Here is a 17,581-nt window from a genome sequence, read left to right on the forward strand (position 1 = left end):
CCCGTGAGGTACGGACTGCTTGCAGGGCTAGCAGCCCGAATTTAAAGCCGTGATAGTTTGACAGCTCTTCACAGCCTTCGGGGGAATCCATGTCCTCATTCGACGAGCGCCTCCAACAGGTGGCACAGGTGGCATCCACGGCTACGCAGCTCGCCAGGAGTCTCGAAGGGGGGAGCGTGAGCGGGGCGCTTTCCGGAGTGCTCTCGCTGCTCGGGGGCGGCAACCCGCTGCCCCATGTGCACTACACGTTCAGTTCCTCGGCAAAACCGGGAGCACCCTGGCACGTGCGACGCGTCCACGCGCGTGAGGGCCTGTCCGAGCTCTACACGGCCACCATCGACCTGGTGTTCGAAGGGCCTGTAGTGGATACCGATGCGCTGCTCGGCTCCTCGTGCACGCTGCGCATGGAGCGCGAGATGCTCTCCCGTCAAGTGCTCGGCATCGCGCGCCACGTGGAGGACCTGGGAACCCTAGCCGACAAACGCATGGTGCGCGTCGAGGTCGTCCCGGCCCTCTGGGAGCTCTCCCAGCGCATCGACTCGTACATCTTCCAGGAAATGACGGTGCCGGAGGTGCTGCAGGACGTACTGAGTGAAGGCCTCACCCCGTTCAAGCGAACGGTAAGCCTGTCGCTCCAGCGCGAGTACCCCAAGCGCGAGTACTGCGTGCAGTACGCCGAGTCGGACCTCGACTTCGTCCTGCGACTGATGAAGGAGGAAGGCATCGCCTTCTATTTCGAGCACGCCGGCGACGCCGAGGAGCTCGTCCTGGTGGATGCCAACGCGCCCTTCCAGCCCTGCCAGACGCAGGAGGGAGGCCCCGTGTGGATAGCGAACGATGCCGGCACGCTCGCACATGTGGAGACGCTCCGGGGGCTGGAGTGGTCCACCTCGCTTCGCCCGACGGGCGTGGTGGTGCGGGACTTCGACTGGACGCGGCCGCGGCTGGACCTGACGAAGGATATGCGGGCCGAGCACGAGAGCGGGCGCGAGGCGTACCTCTATCCGGCGGAGCTCACCCTTTCGGACTACGACTCGGGCAACCACCGGTACACGAAGGAGGACGCGGCCGCCCGGGCCCGCCTGCTGCGCGAAGGCCAGCAATCGGGCCAGAAGAAGGGGCGGGGCCGCGGCAATGTGATGGGCTTCTGCCCGGGCCATACCTTCGAGCTCCGGGGCCACGCACGCGCCGAGCTGGACCAAGCCTACCTCCTCACCCGCGTCGAGCACCTAGGCGAGGCCCCCGAGGAGAAGCCCCTCTTCTCCCGGCAGGACTCCGACGGGCGAGCGACGAGAGAGAGGTACGAGAACCGCTTCGAATGCATCCCCCTGTCCGTGCCCTTCCGGCCGGAGTACGCGCTGACGCGCAGCCGCATCCCCGGCCTGCAGACGGCCACGGTGGTGGGGCCCTCGGGGGAGGAGATTCACACCGACCCGCACGGCCGCATCAAAGTGAAGTTCCACTGGGACCGGGTGGGCCAGGAGGACGAGAAGGCCTCGTGCTGGGTGCGCGTGGCGCAGACGTGGGCAGGAGCCGGCTTCGGCTCGCTCTTCATTCCCCGCGTGGGCATGGAGGTGGTGGTCGACTTCCTGGAAGGCAACCCCGACCGGCCCCTCGTCATCGGCTGCGTCTACAACGGAGCCAACCCACCGCCCTCGAAGCTGCCCGAGGAGCGAACCCGCAGCACGCTGCGCACCCAGAGCTCGCCGGGAGGTGAGGGTTACAACGAGCTGCGCTTCGAGGACGCCAAGGGCGAGGAGCAGGTGTTCCTCCACGCGCAGAAGGACCTGATGGAGGTGGTGGAGCACGACCACACCACGCAGGTGAACAACGACCAGGCCAACACGGTGGAGAAGAACCAGACCAACACCGTGAAGGTCAACCAGACCGAGAGCGTGGGCGGAGACCAGTCCATGACCGTCTCCGGCAACCGCACCAAGACGGTGAAGAAGGACGAGACCGTCACGGTCGAGAAGAACCGCACCGAGACGGTGAACGTGAACGAGACCGTCACCATCCACGGCGAGCGAAGCCTCACGGTGGACGGCAAAGAGACGTACTCGGTTGGAGGCACGCGAGCCAAGATGGTGACAGGCAAGGAGACCGTCACGCTCCAGGCCGGACGGGAGACGACCGTCACCACCAACGACGAGCTCACCGTCAGCGCCGAACGCCTGGTCACCGCGGATGTGAAGCACCAGACCACCCAGGGCCCCACCACCTTCACCTTCGAGGGCGGGCATGTGGAGCTCAACGCGGGCAGCTACATCAAGCTCGTCCACGGATCGGGAGAGGTGCACATCGAGGACAGCGGGAAGATCTCCGTGAGCTCCGGCACGGAGATCGCGCTGACCTGCGGCGGCTGCTCCATCAAGCTCTCGCCTACGAAGATCGAAATCACCGGCGCAGTGGAGGTCGCCCTCGCGGGAGGAGCTGGCACGGTGAAGCTGGACCCCACGGGAGTGGCGGTGTCCGGCCCGAAGGTCAGCTCGGCGGGAGCGGCGCTGAACGAAATCACCGGCGGCATGGTGAAGATCAACTGACGCCTGGCATATGGCCGACAACAACATCCGAGCGCCAATCCAGAGACGCCTCGAGCGGCTGCGCGCCCAGTGGCGCGAGTTCGCGGAGGACCCCGAGGCGCGGCTGCTGCACTGGGTACTCGCCCACGACGAGTGGAACCTGCTGGAGACGTTTTTCCAGGTGGAGGACCACGAGAGCGGCGCCACGCCCGACCTGTTCCTGCGCCTCACCACGCCCTTCGAGGAGCCCGAGCAGTACGGGCTGGACGTGGTGGAGTCCCTGGCCGAGCAATACACCTCCATCCGTGACGAGCTGACGGCCGCGGGCGCTGACGCCTCGTGGACGGCCCCCCGGCCCACGCGAGGTCAGGACGACGTGGACACGCTCCTCGAGGCGGCCGCCTCCTTCCACGCGCACCACCAGCCCCTGTTCCGACATCTGGTGCTCGTGCTCCTGCCCGAGGGCGGAATGCCCGCCCAGGCCTGGGCACAGTGGGTGGAGCGCGCGGTGCTGCGCGCCCGTGAGCCGAACGTGCGGCTCGTGTGCATCGACTCGCGCGAGGCCCCGACTCTCACGGACGTGGCTCGGAAGCAGGGGCGCCGCGTCCGGACGCACGTGGCGGACCTGGACATGGGAGCGGCGCTCGAGGAGGTCTCCACCGCCGCCGGGCGCCTGGATACCCCCTATGGCCGTTACCGGCACCTGTACGTGCAACTGAGCCGGGCCCTCAAGGCGAAGGACCTGGGGCGCGCCGAGCAACTCGCGAGCGAGGCGGCGATCCTCGCGCATCAACAGAAGTGGGGACACCTGCTGGTCGCCTCCTGGTTCGCGCTCGGCGCGGGCTACCTCGCCATGGGCAGGCCGGTGGAGGCCATCCGGACCTACCGGCAGGCCGAGGAAGCGGCGCTGGAGGCGCATGCGCGCGGAGAGCCCACGGCGCTCGCGCTGAGGCTGAAGGTCCGGCTGGCGCTCGGTGCCGCGTTCGTCTCGGCCGGCTCGTACGAGCGGGGAGCCACGGTGTACGAGGAGACGGCCCCCCTGGCCGAGCAACTCCAGGACACGCGGATGCTGCTGGAGTGCTGGCGCATGGCGGCGTACTGCCACGAGATGGCGCGCGCGCCCGACGCGTCGTGGCGCTGTGGAGTCGAGGGCCTCAAGGTGGCACAGCGGATGGATGACGAGACGCGCCGCTCGTCCACGCTGGGATACCTGGGCGAGGGAATGGTGCGACTCACCCGGACGTGGAAGTACCGCGATCACGGGGAGGCCCTCACACGACAGTTGGAGAAACTCCTGGGGCCGCGCTGGCGGCCTTCTGACTCGCGGGGAACGCCGTCATGATGCCGGCCGCCAAGCACTTCGATCCGCTGCTGGGAATCGACATCCACATCATCCAGCCACCCGGCCCGGTGCCGCCGGTGCCCATCCCCCACCCGCACATCGGGATGGTGTTCGACCCGATGGACTACGTGCCCATCCTGGGCGCGACGGTGCTGGTCGGAGGTCTGCCCCGGGCGCAGGCGGGCTCCTCGGGCGTCGCGCTCCCGCCCCACATCCCCATGGGCGGCGTGTTCATCAAGCCCCCGGCCAATGAGTCCGAGGTCTTCATGGGCAGCTCCACCGTCTCGGTGGACGGCGATGCCTTCAGCCACCTCGCCCTGCCGGCGCTGAGCTGCCAGGACCTCGGGATGCCGCCCATTCCGCGGCCCAAGAAGAAGAAGGTGGTCAAGAGCCTGGTGCTCCCGACGACGATGGTGCTGTCCATCCCGCTGCCCGTCGTGGTGGGCGGACCGCCGACCATCTCGCTCATGGCGCTGGGAATGCGCGCCGGCATGGCAGTGCTGGGCGCGCTGCTGTCGAAGCTGAAGAAGATGCGCGCTGCACGCAAGGCGCAGAACGGCGTGCACTGCAACGGCGGCCATCCGGTGGACGTGATTACCGGCGCCAACTTCGACGAGTTCGTGGACGTGCGCTCCGCGCCCCCGGGCCTCTTCTGCTGGCGGCGCCGCTACACCACCGCGCACGCGGACCGCCAGGGAGTGATGGGCTGGGGCTTCCGGCACGAGTACCAGCACACGCTCCACCTGCTGCGCCAGGCCTGGCGCTACGAGGACGCCAGGGGCCGAGTCATCGACTTCACGCCCCTGAAAAAGGGTGAGAGCGAGACGAAGCAGCACGGAGTGGTGCTCCGCCGCCTGGACGGGGGATGCTACCAGATTTCCGAGGGCCGAGGGCCGCGCCTGGTGCTCCAGGCCGCCGCCGGGGAGAATGTCGCACGGCTGCGCTTCGTGCGCTCGGCGACGACCGAGTTGGAGCTGCGCCACGAGGGCGAGCGGTTGAGCGAGGTGACGGAGCGCTCGCCCCAGGGGCTCTACCGCTACCGCTTCGTCTACGACATCGCGGGCCGGCTCACCGAGGTGCTCCGCGTGCAGACCAGCGGCACGCGACGCGTGGCCCGGTACGAGTACGACCGGCTCGGCCACCTCATCGTGTCACACGATGCCGAGGGTGGACTGCACGAGTACCAGTATGACGACGCGCACCGCTGGACGCGGATGCGCACGCCCACCGGCTACAGCTTCTGGTGGCGCTACGACGCGCAGGGCCGCTGCACGGAGGCCTCGGGCGAGGATGGACTGTGGTGGGCGCGCTTCGAGTACGACTCCGAGAAGCGTGAGTCACGCGTCACCGAGCGCCAGGGCGGCGTCAGCGTCTTCCAATACGACGAGAACCTCACCCTGCGAAAGCTGACGGACCCCTATGGCGGAGTCATGGTGCGCGAGGTGGACGCGGAAGGCCGTGTCCTGAGGGAAGTGGACTCCGGCGGGCGAGTGACGCAGCTGGTGTACGACGAGCACGGCGCATTGATGGGGCGCCTGGACCCGTACCAGCGGATGCTGCCCCCACCGGAGGAACTGCCGCGCCCCACCCCACCTGACATGTTCGTCCATCCCCGGACGCCGCTGGGACACATGCTGGGCGGGGGAATGGATGAACTGCCGGGTGCTGTACCGGGTGCATCTCGGACGCTGCTATTTCAGGTGCCAACCGAGCTCTCCGGATTGGTCGCGCTCCTTATACGGCTGCGTCCTGAAGCCTTGCAGGAAGAGCCCCAGCCGGTGCGTGCCTATGACAGTCAGGGACGCCTAGTGCGGGAAGTTGACGCCGCCGGGCGCAAACGCGAGTGGCGTTACGACCTCGCGGGCAACGAGGTATGGCACCGGGACGCCGATGGCCGGGGGCGCGAGCGCCGAATTGGCCGCTGGAACCTGCTCACTGCGGAAGTGGACGGGATGGGTCACACCACCAGCTACGAATACTCATCCACGGAGCAAGTGACGCGCACCGTCGATCCAGGAGGAAGCGTCAGCGAGTATGAATACGACGAGAAAGACCGTCTCATCCGCATCTGGCGCCACGGAATCCTCAAGGAAGAGTACGTCTGGGACGCGGGTGACCGTCTGGTGGAGAAGCGGGACAGCCACGGCCAGCTGCTGATGCGCATCGAGCACGGGCAGGAGGGACGCACGTCAACGCGGCACCTGGCCTCAGGCGGTCGGCACCTCCTGGCCTGGGACGAGCGAGGTCGACCCACTCGCGCCGCCACGGCGGCTCATGAGGTACGGCTCCTGCGCAATGCCCAGGGACGGATGCTGTTCGACCTACGTGATGGCTGGGGCGTGGAGCACATTCAAACTCCAGCGGCACGCTACACGGTCGTGATGGGACGCTTCACCTGGAAGCTGCAAGGGGACGATACGGAAGGGGACCTGCTGTTGGTGGATCCAACAGGTGGCCAACACCGGCTGCGCAGAGATCCGACAGGGCTGGTTCTACGCGAACACGCCAATGGAACATGCGAACTACGCCAGTACGACGATGCGGGCAGGCTGCGCTCAAGCCTGACCTGGAAGCCGACACACGATGGGGCGCTCCATTCCCACTGGGTGCGCTACGACTATACGCTAGAGGGAGACCTCATCGGAGTCTGGGACAGCATCCGGGGGGAGACGCGGTACGCCACGGACCCGGCTCATCGCCTGGTGCAAGAGGAAGGACCGCGGGGCAGCGTCCACTATCGGTTGGATGCAGCCGGCAACCTGCTGGAAAAGCCAGGCCTGCGCAACGTGGTGCTCGCCGAGGGTAACCGCATGGCCTCAGCCAACGGCGAGGCCTTCACCTACGACCACCGCAACCATCTCCGGGAGCGCCGCTCCTACGAAGGTTTATCCACGCGCTATACGTACGATAGCGCGGACATGCTGGTGCACGTTGAGGACGAACGGGGCGAGGCCTGGACGGCAGAGTATGACGCCATTGGCCGCCGCATTCGGTGTGGGCGAGGAGCGAGGCAGACTCACTTCTACTGGGATGGGGAGCGACTGGCCGCAGAGGTTTCACCCGAGGGGCGAATGCGGCTGTATGTATATGCGGCGCACGACGCACTGGTTCCACTTCTATTCGTGGACTACGACAGCGTGGAGGCTACTCCCGAGAGCGGTCGTGTCTACACCTTGCACACCAACCAGGCCGGCATTCCCTCATGCGTAGAGGATGCAAGCAGACGGGTGGTGTGGTGGGCGGAACAAATCGACCCCTATGGACAAGTGGAGGTCGCACCGTCGTCCGAACTGGAACTGAACCTGCGCTGGCCCGGGCACTACCTGGACACGGAGACGGGCCTCTTCTACAACCGCTTCCGCTACTACGATCCCAGGTTGGGACGTTACCTGCAGAGCGACCCACTCGGACTTGGCGGAGGCATCAACTTGTATGCCTACGCCCCCAACCCGCTCGTCCAGTTCGATGTCCTCGGGCTCACCCACAACCAGAAAAGTCCCGGTCATACCAAGACCGGGCAGGATCCGGTCGAGCAGGTGAGATCCAAGTACGGCGATGAGGGGGTTGGCACGTACAACTCTTTGATCGGCGACAAGATGGCGCCGCACCTTGCAAAGCAGACCCTCGAACTCGCAGACGAAATGGGCATCCTCCGTGAGGTCCGTGAACTCGTCGACAGCGGAAAACTCGAAAACCTGCGTGGTCTGAACGGGTTCCTCAAAGAAGTCAGGCAGGAACTCAAGCAGGGCCAACGTGGCAAGCTCTACCAATTCCATGAGGCGCACCAACGCGCCATGAAGGGCAATGAGGTGTCCATTGAGGGCCGCCGCAAGATACCGACCGATCCGAAGAGCGGCCAAGCGGACATCGTAGACCACACCCAGACCGAGGCTCTCCAGATGAAAGCGGTCACGGGAGCAAAAGAAGATGCTGTGATTCGCAATCTACAGTCGGCAGTGGATCAATTAGGTGGTTCTGGTGGCGAGTTTCCGCCTGACGGCTACAAGCGCATCGCCGATATCCGCATTGATTCTCCCAATAACTCCCTCAACAATGCAACGGAGCAACAACTCCGCGATGCCTTACGTGGCAAGATAGAGAACCTCGACAACCTCAACCCCGGCGAGGTGCGCATCTCTAATTCGACCAAGGCCGAGCCCTACGTCTTCACACCCGAACAGCTGAAACCGAACTGACTCATGCGTAATTTGTGGATCCAGACCGAAAGGGCTTTTGCTACCTGGGTTGCTGATCTGAGTGCTCTGCGTACCCGGCCGGAGTCCTTGTTGGAGTTCGCGCAGCACCTGCTTTCCGCTGGCATCCAGCACCATGTGCTGGAATTCATCGAAGCACCTCTCATCCACTATCAACGAGAACGCGATGGCGATCTCTACGCATTGCTGACTACACTGTACCATCAGCACCGTATCGTCGATCTCTTCGGCTTCACTGGCGCAGCCATGATGCCAGGCCAACCGCGCTCGTCCACGGCGAGTGCCATCCTGGCCTGGTACGATGCCAAGGATCGGCTGGTGGAGCGTCCCTGCACGGATCTCGGCGCACTGATCGCAGGGCTCGAGCCATCACCGGACTCCATTCCCCCTGGGTTCATGAAGCACTATCCGCCACTCCGCGTGACAGGCAAGCGGCTTGAGTACGGTAGCGCTTCGCTCGAGCCCCAGAACCCCCCTAACGCGCAATCGCTCGAAGTGCGCCTCGCCATCCACTCGGACATCTGGTTTCCATGGATCTATGGCTCAGCCCATCCGGCATGTGACTACGAGCGGATGTTCGACAACCGGGAGCTGGCTGGCCGCCATACACCCCGGCTCAACGCATTCCTCCGCACCGTAGCAGCCAAGACAAAGGCAATCGGAGGCTCGTGGTCGGTCGATCCGGACGACACCGGAGCAGACGCCATTCGCTGGCTCAACGAAGACGGTATTTTCCTCGATGTCGAGCCTCTCATGAGAATGCCGCCAGAAGCGCTCGACATCGAGTGGATCTGACCAGCCGTAGGCAGAACATGAATCCGTCCAAGCTCCACGAGGGATTCCTCGCACGTATGAGCCACGATGATGGAGGTCTGGCAGTGGCCCTTGGACGGCGCCTCCGGTATCTCCAAGGTCATCAAGTACTACCAGGCCGCTCTTCGAGGAGAAGCCCGCCCCCTTTCTGGGCCTCGATGACAGCTCTCGAATGAAGCGCCCGGAAGCTCCCTACTCCTCGTCGATGTCGCGGCTCCACAGTTGCACGCGTGAATGGCATCCGGACCCGATACACGTACGACAGCGCGGGCCTGCTGGTGTGCATCGAGGACGGGCGGGGTGAGCTCTGGACGGCCGAGTATGACGCCATCGGCCGGCGCATCCGCTGCGGACGGGGAGCACGGCAGTCAGGTCATCAACTTCGGCCGCGACGAGGACGACAAGGCCGTTCCGGCCCATTCCCTTGCCGAGGTGCTGGAGTGGCTCGTCACCTAGGAGCCTGTCGGAATATTCCCACGACCCACTACATATCGAGTAGTGCGAGTCGAACGCACCGCTACGGTTGGTATGTAGGATACGTTTTGGGGCGATACTCCGACAAGCTCCTAGGCCGAGGCGAACCGCGTTATCCTACGTGAATGACAAGGACCGTCACGGCGAGCACCACACGTACCTGACCCATGCCGAGGGCTGCCTCCTCCCCGTTCTCTTGACGGAGGCACGCGCAAGCGGCTGACTCATGGCGAGTAGACCCTCCGCCCCGCCCTCCCTACCCATTCAGAGGAAACGTAAGCGGCTGGCCCCCGGTGCGTCGGCGCCCCCTACTCCTTTTCGACGTCGCGGTCCCAGAGCTGCACGCGCGGATGGTCCCCGATGAGACGATTGCGCAGTTCCTCGGCGATGGCCACCGAGCGGTGCTTACCGCCCGTGCACCCCAGCGCCACCGTCAGGTACGCCTTCCCTTCCTTCTGGTAGCGCGGGAAGAGGAAGCGGCACAGGTCCACCACCTTCTCCACGAACTGCTGCGTCTCCTCGCGGTCCAGCACGTACGCCGCCACCTTCGGGTCCTTCCCCGTCAGCCCCTTGAGCTCCGGGACGAAGTACGGGTTGGGCAGGAAGCGCACGTCGAAGACCAGGTCCGCTTGCGGCGGCACCCCATGCCGGAAGCCGAAGGACATGACGGACAGCGACGGCCCGCTCGCCGGCTCCGGGCTGAAGCGCGCCTGCACCATGCGCTTCAGGTCGTGCACGTTGAGCACCGACGAGTCGATGACCTGATCGGCCATCTCCCGCAGATCCTTGAGCGCCTCGCGCTCGGCGCGAAGCCCCTCGGCCACGCTGCCCGTGGGCGCCAGGGGATGGCGGCGGCGCGTCTCGCTGAAGCGGCGGATGAGGCTCTCGTCGCTCGCGTCCAGGAAGAGCACCTCCACCTGGTGCCCCGCCCGGCGCACCTCGTCCAGGACCCGCGGCGCCTCCTGCAGGAAGACGCCCTCGCGCGCGTCCACCACCAGCGCCAGGTGCGAGAACTGCCCGCCTCCCGCCAGTTCCGTCAGCTTGGGCAGCAGCAACACCGGCAGGTTGTCGATGCAGAAGAAGCCGACATCCTCCAAGGCGCGGATGGCGGTGGACTTGCCCGAGCCGGACATGCCCGTGATGACGACGATGTGCTTGGCCGGGGCGTTGCTCACTCGACTTCCTCACCCATGGAACGGCGCATCGCCCCCTCGGCGATGGCACGGTTGAGCCGCTCGGCGAACTCCCTCGCCGAGTGGTGGCCCTGTTGCTTGAGAAGCTGGTTGCGCGCGGCCACCTCGATGATGGTGGTCATGTTACGTCCCGGGCGCACCGGCACCACCGACAGCGGGATGTCCACGCCCACGATGTTCATGAACCGGTCCTCCACGCCCAGCCGATCGTACTCCTGCTGCGGATCCCACTCGTGCAGCTCGATGACCATTTCGATCTTCTTGCGCTCACGCACCGAGGCCACGCCGAACAGATCCTTGATGTTGATGATGCCCAGGCCGCGAATCTCCATGTGGTGGCGGATGACGGGGTTGCCCGTGCCGTACACCACGCCGGGCCGCCGCCGCGTCACGTCCACGATGTCGTCCGCCACCAACCGGTGGCCGCGCATCACCATGTCCAGGGCGATCTCGCTCTTGCCGATGCCACTCTTGCCCAGCAGCAGCACGCCCACGCCGAACACGTCCATGAGCACGCCATGCAGGCTGCTGGACTCGGTCAGGGCATCCTCCATGAAGGCCTGCACCTGCTGGATGAAGGTGCTGGAGAGCAGTGGGGAGCGCATCAGGGCCAGCCCGGCCTTCTCGCACGCCTCCACCAGCGCGGGGGGCGGCGCCAGGCCCTTGGTCACCACCACGCAGGCCAGCTCCTCCTGGAAGAGCGAATCCAGCACCTCGCGCTGCCGCTCCAGCGGGAGCGTGAGCAGGTAGGAGACCTCCGTGTTGCCGAACACCTGGACCCGGTGCGGATGGAGGTGCTCGGTGAAGCCCGTGAGCGCCAATCCCGGCTTCTGGATACGCGAGGAGTTGATGCGGCGGTTCAACCCCCGCTCGCCCGCCACCAGGGTGAGCTGGAGGTCATACTCGCGGTCTTCGAGGAGCTGGGATACCCGGATAGAGTTCATCGGCAAGGGTGGAATATCACCCGCCGGACTTTTTGCGTGGTGAACCCTCATGTCCGCCTCCCCTCCCACCCCCGTCCCCCCCACCGATCGTCTCCTCGCCCGGACCATCCTCATCCTGGCGCTGGGTGTGGGAGGCTCACTCCGGGTGTGGCTGGCGCTCACGGATGACGGCATCTACTGGCCGGACGAGGTCTTCCAGAGCCTGGAGCCCGCGCACCGGCTCGTCTTCGGCTACGGGATGCAGGCCTGGGAGTTCATCGAGGGGGCGCGCAACTGGGCCCTGCCGGCGCTGGTGGCGGCCCTCTTCAAGCTGTCCGCCGGGGTGGGCCTGGACGGGCCCCGGGGGTACCTGGGCCTGACGCGCGGCGTCTTCGGGCTGCTGGGGGCCGTCAGTGCCTGGGGGAGCTGGCGGCTGGCACGGGCCCACGGGGCCTCGGCGCTGGCGGCCGCCGCGGGGGCCTCGCTCTTCGCGCTCGCCGCCGTGCCCCTCTACTTCGCCCCCCGGGCCATGAGCGAGAACGCCTCCGCGCCGGCGGTGGTGCTGGGACTGGCGCTGGCGCTCGCGCCCGGGGCCTCGCGCCGCGCGGTGGTGGCCGGGGCCTCCCTGCTGGGGCTCGCCGTGCTGCTGCGCCTGCAGAATGGCATCTTCTGCGTGGGCCTGGTGGGGGTGCTGGCGGCGCGGCGCGACTGGCGGTCCGCTCGCGAGGCCCTGGCCGTGCTCGCCGCGTGGGCCTTCTTCTTCGGACTGCTGGACAGGCTCACCTGGGGCCGCTGGTTCCACTCGGCCCTCGTGTACCTGGACTTCAACCTCGTGCAGGGCAAGGCCGCCGCCTGGGGCACCGCCCCCTTCGCGTACTACGGCCGCGTCCTGATGCGCGCCATGGGCACCGTCACGCTGGTGACGCTGGGGCTGTCGCTGCTCGCGGCGAGGCGGGCCCCGGGCCTGCTCGGTGTGGCCGCCGCCTTCTTCGTGCTCCACGCGCTGCAGCCCCACAAGGAGCTGCGCTTCCTCGTGCCCGTGCTGCCCCTGTTCGCCGCGCTCGCCGGCGTGGGACTGGACGCGGTGCTGCGCCACCTGCCGCCCTCGCCCGCGCGGCTCGCCCTGCCGCTGGCGGTGGTGGGGGTGGCCGGCTTCTCCGGCCTGCGCACGGGACAGCTCACCTTCGGGGACCTGGGGCAATACGAGAACGTGAAGCCCCGCGCGAGCGCCTGGGACGACTTCGGGCCCGTCAACCGCCTGCTCATCGCCGCGGGCCGGCTCCCGGACGTGTGCGGCCTGAAGGTGGAGGCGGCACACCTGGCCTGGACGGGTGGCTACAGCTACTTCCACCGCGACGTGCCCCTCTACGCTCACAATGGGCCCCGGCGCGAATCCGGCCTCTTCAGCCACGTCCTCACCCTGTCCGGCGCGGTGGCCAACGGAGAGGTGGTGGCCTCCGAGGGGCCCTTCGTCCTCGTACGGCTGCCGCATGGGGGCTGCGCTCCGGATCCAGCCTGGTCCTCGCGTCTTCCGTGAGCCGTCCCCTGGTTCACGGGGCTATTCCCCCCCGCTCCCCGCACTGCTAAGCCGGGGCGTCATGTCCGACTGCATCTTCTGCAAGATTCGCGATGGCCACGTCCCCGCCCGGGTCGTCCACCGCGATGAGCTGTGTTTCGTCCTCGAGGACATCAATCCCCAGGCCCCCACGCACCTGCTCGTCATCCCCACCGAGCACATCCCCACGGTGAACGACCTCACCGTGGACCACCGCGAGCAGGTGGGCCACCTGTACCTCACCGCCGCGAAGATGGCCCGCCAGCGAGGCATCGCCGACAGCGGCTACCGGCTGGTGATGAACACCCACCGCGACGCCGGGCAGACGGTGTTCCACATCCACCTGCACGTGCTGGGCGGACGCCCCATGGAGTGGCCACCGGGATAGGCCGCTCGCGCCTGGCTGGAACCCGAGCGGGCGACCCGGGCCTCCGCGTCGCCGAGGGGAGCCAGCACTCGAGCAGGGGAAGTGGTACACCCTTCGCCGAGGCCTCCGCCGGGGAGGCCATTTGCGAGCCATGCCTTTCAGCGCAGCGACGTCACGGCGTGGCCGCTTCGCCTACTCCACGCTGGCCCTGCTGCTGGCGGGGGCGGCCGGAGCGGTCAACGCCACCAGCTTCTTCGCCTTCGGCCAACACACCACCCACATGACGGGGCACGTCACCGCGGTGGGCGAGGCGGCCGCCCGAGGTCAGTGGGACGGCGTCCTCCTGGCGGGCAGGCTGGTGTTCGCCTTCGTCCTGGGCGCCATCACCGCCGCGGCGCTGCTGGACGCCTCGCGCCACCGGCAGCGGGGCCGCCACACCCCGGCGCTCTTCCTGGAGACGGTGACGCTCGGCGCGGTGGGGCTGTGGGCACACGAGCACCCCAACGCCAACGAGCCCACGCTCATGTGGGGCCTGTCCTTCGCCATGGGCCTGCAGAACGCGCTCGTCACCCGCGTCTCCGGTGCCGTGGTGCGCACCACCCACCTCACCGGCGTGCTCACCGACATCGGCATCCAACTGGTGCGCATGGTCGTCTGGGTGCGGGACGGCGCCCGCGAGCGGGGCCTGCTCGGCCTCTGGCGCAAGGTGATGGCTCTGCCCTCCGCGGATCAGTTCGAGCGCACCCGATTGCACCTGGGCCTCGCCCTCGCCTTCCTGTCCGGCAGCACGCTCGGCTCGCTCCTCTTCCTGCGCTACGGCGCGCCCTCCATGGCCATGCCATGCGTGGTGCTGCTGCTGGTGATGGCGCTCGACATCAGCCCCGCGGGCAGCCACGCGCCCGCCACGGGTGCCTAACGGGGAATCTCCGTCGCGGTGCATCACGAAAAGCTCAGAGGTCCGGCTCGCACCTCCAGGGTTGCTCATCCGAGTCGCGGTGGCATTTCTGGTGGGGTGCACATGCGCCAGGCACACTCGGGACACAGGGAGTCCGGCACATGGACTGATGACAGATGAGCCCCTCGGGACAAGAACTCCTGCCCTGGCCACAGAACGCGACGCACTCCATCCAGGCTTCGCCCCGATGACCCGAGGGCTCATCCACCAGACATCGCAGTCCCTCGGGACAGGACTTCCGCTGGCAGTTCTGGCCATGAACCACCGCACATATCGACACACGTTCGTCGACTCGAATGCATTGCTGGCCTTCTGGACAAGCCCTGTCCTCACACGTGGGCAAGCAGGAAGGACCATCGAGACCGCCCTTGCAGAAGAAGCCCTCGGGGCAGCTCTTGGGCTCGTCCAACCGGCATGGGCGGCCACAGCGGCCCTGACAGACAAGCCCTGGCCCACATGCGGACTCCCGAGAGTCGGACGATATCAGGCAAGGCTCGCCCTCGTTTCGAACCCCGACGAGCGCGCAGATGCGGACCCGAGAGACGCCATCCCTCGCGGGCATGACGCGGCATGAGAAGCCGTCCGAGCAGTCCTGGTCCGTCACGCACCTGCTATCGGTGCAGTAGCTCGCCATGAATCGCGTATCGAAGAGACAGCCAAGTGGAGGCTCACACTCATTGCTCCGCCGACAGTGGCGTCCATAGGTCATCAGCCCCTGACGTTCTCCGGGAGATAGCATCACAATCACCGCCGGGTCTGGAGCCTGCCTCATCCCTCCATTGAATGACGCGTACACCAACCCCGCCAACGGTGCCGCCAGGAGAAGACCGAGAAGGATGGCGAGCGGCATACGCCATTTCATGGGTAGATGATCCGGCATTCCCGTGGGCACTGACTCGATTCCCAGTTCCCGGGCATCGAACAGAGCTTCTTCCAGGTCTTCACATCAAGTGGGCAGTCCTCTTCGTGCAGCATCTCGTCGATGTCCTGCGCCGCGGCCTGCTCGATGGTGCCTCTCTTCCCCCATGCGTGTGGGCATCCCGCACAGACAGCCAGCAACAACGTCGAGAGAACGGTGAGTCGCCAGCTCATGCACTCCCCCCAGACGAATGTGAAGAGCGCAGGGTAACAGGGAAATGCTCGAGGAGCCGCGAGGCCACGCGCCCGCCACGGGTGCCTAACGGGGAATCTCCGTCGCGGCGAAGGCGGGCTCGGCCCGGGGCTTGCGCCGCTCCCCGCGAAGGAAGCGCTCGAGTCCCACGCGCGTCACCACCCCCACCTGCCCGTCTCCCTGCACCGGCAGCGCGTCCACGAGCTGGGTGTCCATGGCCTCGAGCGCGTCGCCCACCGGCGTGTCCACGGATACCGGGCGCGCCAGATCCGCCAGCGCCGCCACCGTGGACTCGTCCCCCGCCTCGCGCCAACGCTCTCCCAGCGTGCTCGCCGTCACCACGCCCCGCAGCTGGCCGTCCGCCCCCCGCACGGGCAGCGCCGCCACGGGCGCGGTGAGCAGCCGCTCACGCAGCGCCGGCGCCGGCAGCTCCGGCCCCACCGGCTCCACCCATGCCACCAGCGAGCGCACCGGCGTGCGCCGCAACGTGTGCGGATCCACTCCCGCCTTCCGCTCCACCAACGAGTGGCACAGCGCCGAGGCGATGGTGCACGTCACCATCAGCGGCAGGATGATGGCGTAGTTGCCGCTCAGCTCGTACACCATCATCAGCCCCGTGAGCGGCCCGCGCGTGAGCGCCGCCACCGCGCCGCCCATGCCCACCATCGCGTAGGCGCCGCTCGGCGCGGTGAGGGCCGGCATCACCGCGTGCAGCACCTCCCCGAAGGCCCCTCCCGCCAGGGCCCCGATCACCGTCATGGGGAAGAACGTCCCTCCCGAACCTCCCGAGCCCAACGTCAGCGACGTGCCCACCAGCTTGAGCAGGCAACCCGAGGCCAGCAGCGTCAGCGACAGCGTCCGCGCCGACGCCTGGTTGATGTACTCGTGCCCCGTGCCCCACACCACCGGGTGCATCAGCGCCAGGCACCCCACCACCAATCCGCCCAGCGCCGCCCGCAGCGACATCGGCTGCCGTCCCAGGAAGGCACTCAGCCGTCCCGGCCTCTTGCCTTGGAAGAACTCCTCGGCGCCGTGCATCATCCGGATGAAGGCGTACGCCAGGACTCCCGTCACCAGCCCCAGCATCGCGTAGAAGACGATCTCCCAGCCACTCACCATGCTGTAGGCCACCCGCCGGATCATCGCGGCGTTGCCCATGACGCCACGGCCCACCATGGTGGCGGTGACGCTGGCGAGGATGATGGGAGAGAAGACGCGCAGCTGGAACTCGCGCAGGATGATCTCCATCGCGAAGATGGCGCCCGCGATGGGAGCGTTGAAGGAGGCGGCGATGCCCGCGCCCGCGCCACTGGCCAGGAGGATGGCCAGCTCGCGCCGGGTGAAGCCCAGCGTGCGCCCCACCTCCGAGCCGAACGCCGCGCCTCCGAACACGATGGGCCCCTCGCGCCCGGCCGAGCCCCCCGTGCCGATGGTGATGGCGCTCGCCACCAGCTTCATCACCCCGTCATGCCCGGACAGCCGGCCCTCGCGCTCCACCGCCTTCACCACCTCGGGAACACCGTGGCCGTGGGTCTCGGGACGGTTGCGCAGCACGCGGCCCACCACCAGGCCTCCCACCATGGGCAGCAGCGGCAACAACCAGGGCTGCAACTGTTGAATGCTCCGCCCCACGTCCTCCGTGTGCCCCAGCACCGAGTTCACCGCCGCCATCGCCACCAGCGGGTAGTAGAGCGACAGCGCGCCCAGCACCAGCAGCCCCAGCACCTTCAACCGGCGCTTCACCTCGTCTCGCGGGCCACCGGGCAGCATGATGCGCGCGAGCACCAGCGCGCTCAGGCCCAGGGGAACACCGACGATGAGGTACTCGAGGTGCCAGCGCGCCTCGGCGAAGGACTGGGCCAGCTCCTTCCGATCATCCATCAGGCTCGGGAAGCCCAGCACCAGGCCGCTGACGAGCGCGATGAGGTTGGCGAAGAGGCCCGCGGCCAGGCCGCTGTAGAGGCCCACCACCGCGCCCGCCACCGGCAGCACCGAAGGCCCCGGCAACCGGATGCGATTGGTGGCCGCCAACAGCGTCAGTACCCACCGCTCCAGCCGCACCAACTGGCGGCCCAACCAACCACCCTCCTGCGAAGAGGTGTTCATCAGCCC

The 17,581-nt window shown here is 67.3% G+C and carries 12 protein-coding genes; 8 read left to right on the forward strand and 4 right to left on the reverse strand.

From position 1 onward, the window contains the following. Window positions 1-89: 89 nt before the first annotated feature. The 5 genes from JQX13_RS06565 (at window position 90) to JQX13_RS55275 (ending at window position 9,347) form a co-directional block, all read left to right on the forward strand. Complete coding sequence (locus JQX13_RS06565) at window positions 90-2,543, forward strand: type VI secretion system Vgr family protein (protein ID WP_203408207.1); 2,454 nt, start codon at window positions 90-92, stop codon at window positions 2,541-2,543. A gap of 10 nt (window positions 2,544-2,553) precedes the next feature. Next, complete coding sequence (locus JQX13_RS06570) at window positions 2,554-3,864, forward strand: hypothetical protein (protein WP_203408208.1); 1,311 nt, start codon at window positions 2,554-2,556, stop codon at window positions 3,862-3,864. Further along, on the forward strand, window positions 3,861-8,060 hold the full coding sequence (locus tag JQX13_RS06575) for an RHS repeat-associated core domain-containing protein (protein ID WP_203408209.1): 4,200 nt from the start codon (window positions 3,861-3,863) through the stop codon (window positions 8,058-8,060). Before JQX13_RS06570 ends, JQX13_RS06575 begins: the two co-directional genes overlap by 4 nt. Window positions 8,061-8,150: 90 nt before the next feature. Further along, window positions 8,151-8,873: a hypothetical protein gene (locus tag JQX13_RS06580; protein ID WP_203408210.1), complete on the forward strand. Its 723-nt coding sequence runs from the start codon at window positions 8,151-8,153 to the stop codon at window positions 8,871-8,873. 339 nt (window positions 8,874-9,212) lie between these two features. Further along, window positions 9,213-9,347, forward strand: a complete 135-nt coding sequence (locus JQX13_RS55275) for a hypothetical protein (protein WP_275424983.1) — start codon at window positions 9,213-9,215, stop codon at window positions 9,345-9,347. Between the two features lie 326 nt (window positions 9,348-9,673). Here JQX13_RS55275 and rapZ read toward each other — a convergent pair whose 3' ends face one another. Then, window positions 9,674-10,498 carry an RNase adapter RapZ gene (rapZ, locus tag JQX13_RS06590; protein ID WP_239015249.1) on the reverse strand — a complete coding sequence of 275 codons (825 nt, stop codon included), beginning with the start codon at window positions 10,496-10,498 and terminating at the stop codon, window positions 9,674-9,676. Window positions 10,499-10,536: 38 nt separating this feature from the next. Beyond that, a complete protein-coding gene (gene hprK, locus JQX13_RS06595; protein WP_203411901.1) occupies window positions 10,537-11,502 on the reverse strand; it encodes an HPr(Ser) kinase/phosphatase in 966 nt (321 codons plus the stop codon). A gap of 49 nt (window positions 11,503-11,551) precedes the next feature. On the opposite strand from hprK, the gene JQX13_RS06600 reads away from it, so the two are divergent. From JQX13_RS06600 to JQX13_RS06610, 3 genes are all read left to right on the forward strand, one after another. After that, a complete protein-coding gene (locus JQX13_RS06600) occupies window positions 11,552-13,018 on the forward strand; it encodes a hypothetical protein (RefSeq protein ID WP_203408213.1) in 1,467 nt (488 codons plus the stop codon). Between the two features lie 61 nt (window positions 13,019-13,079). After that, window positions 13,080-13,424, forward strand: a complete 345-nt coding sequence (locus tag JQX13_RS06605) for a histidine triad nucleotide-binding protein (RefSeq protein WP_203408214.1) — start codon at window positions 13,080-13,082, stop codon at window positions 13,422-13,424. Between the two features lie 130 nt (window positions 13,425-13,554). Further along, the gene (locus tag JQX13_RS06610; protein ID WP_203408215.1) at window positions 13,555-14,319 is read left to right on the forward strand and encodes a YoaK family protein; all 765 of its coding nucleotides are present in this window, start codon (window positions 13,555-13,557) and stop codon (window positions 14,317-14,319) included. Between the two features lie 897 nt (window positions 14,320-15,216). Here the strand turns inward: JQX13_RS06610 and JQX13_RS06615 are convergent. Next, entirely contained in the window at window positions 15,217-15,450 is a 234-nt protein-coding gene (locus JQX13_RS06615; RefSeq protein ID WP_203408216.1) for a hypothetical protein, read from the reverse strand. A gap of 85 nt (window positions 15,451-15,535) precedes the next feature. Beyond that, the gene (locus tag JQX13_RS06620; protein WP_203408217.1) at window positions 15,536-17,575 is read right to left on the reverse strand and encodes a chloride channel protein; all 2,040 of its coding nucleotides are present in this window, start codon (window positions 17,573-17,575) and stop codon (window positions 15,536-15,538) included. Between the last annotated feature and the right edge of the window lie 6 nt (window positions 17,576-17,581).

It is taken from the genome of Archangium violaceum, assembly GCF_016859125.1.
GTDB classification, from domain to species: domain Bacteria; phylum Myxococcota; class Myxococcia; order Myxococcales; family Myxococcaceae; genus Archangium; species Archangium violaceum_A.

Excerpts from the sequence above, each read along its gene's own strand:
- JQX13_RS06565 (WP_203408207.1), top strand. The coding sequence starts at position 90 with ATGTCCTCATTCGACGAGCGCCTCCAACAGGTGGCACAGGTGGCATCC.
- JQX13_RS06570 (WP_203408208.1), top strand. The coding sequence starts at position 2,554 with ATGGCCGACAACAACATCCGAGCGCCAATCCAGAGACGCCTCGAGCGG.
- JQX13_RS06575 (WP_203408209.1), top strand. The coding sequence starts at position 3,861 with ATGATGCCGGCCGCCAAGCACTTCGATCCGCTGCTGGGAATCGACATC.
- JQX13_RS55275 (WP_275424983.1), top strand. The coding sequence starts at position 9,213 with ATGACGCCATCGGCCGGCGCATCCGCTGCGGACGGGGAGCACGGCAGT.
- rapZ (WP_239015249.1), bottom strand. The coding sequence starts at position 10,498 with ATGTCCGGCTCGGGCAAGTCCACCGCCATCCGCGCCTTGGAGGATGTC.
- hprK (WP_203411901.1), bottom strand. The coding sequence starts at position 11,502 with ATGAACTCTATCCGGGTATCCCAGCTCCTCGAAGACCGCGAGTATGAC.
- JQX13_RS06600 (WP_203408213.1), top strand. The coding sequence starts at position 11,552 with ATGTCCGCCTCCCCTCCCACCCCCGTCCCCCCCACCGATCGTCTCCTC.
- JQX13_RS06605 (WP_203408214.1), top strand. The coding sequence starts at position 13,080 with ATGTCCGACTGCATCTTCTGCAAGATTCGCGATGGCCACGTCCCCGCC.
- JQX13_RS06610 (WP_203408215.1), top strand. The coding sequence starts at position 13,555 with ATGCCTTTCAGCGCAGCGACGTCACGGCGTGGCCGCTTCGCCTACTCC.
- JQX13_RS06615 (WP_203408216.1), bottom strand. The coding sequence starts at position 15,450 with ATGAGCTGGCGACTCACCGTTCTCTCGACGTTGTTGCTGGCTGTCTGT.
- JQX13_RS06620 (WP_203408217.1), bottom strand. The coding sequence starts at position 17,575 with ATGAACACCTCTTCGCAGGAGGGTGGTTGGTTGGGCCGCCAGTTGGTG.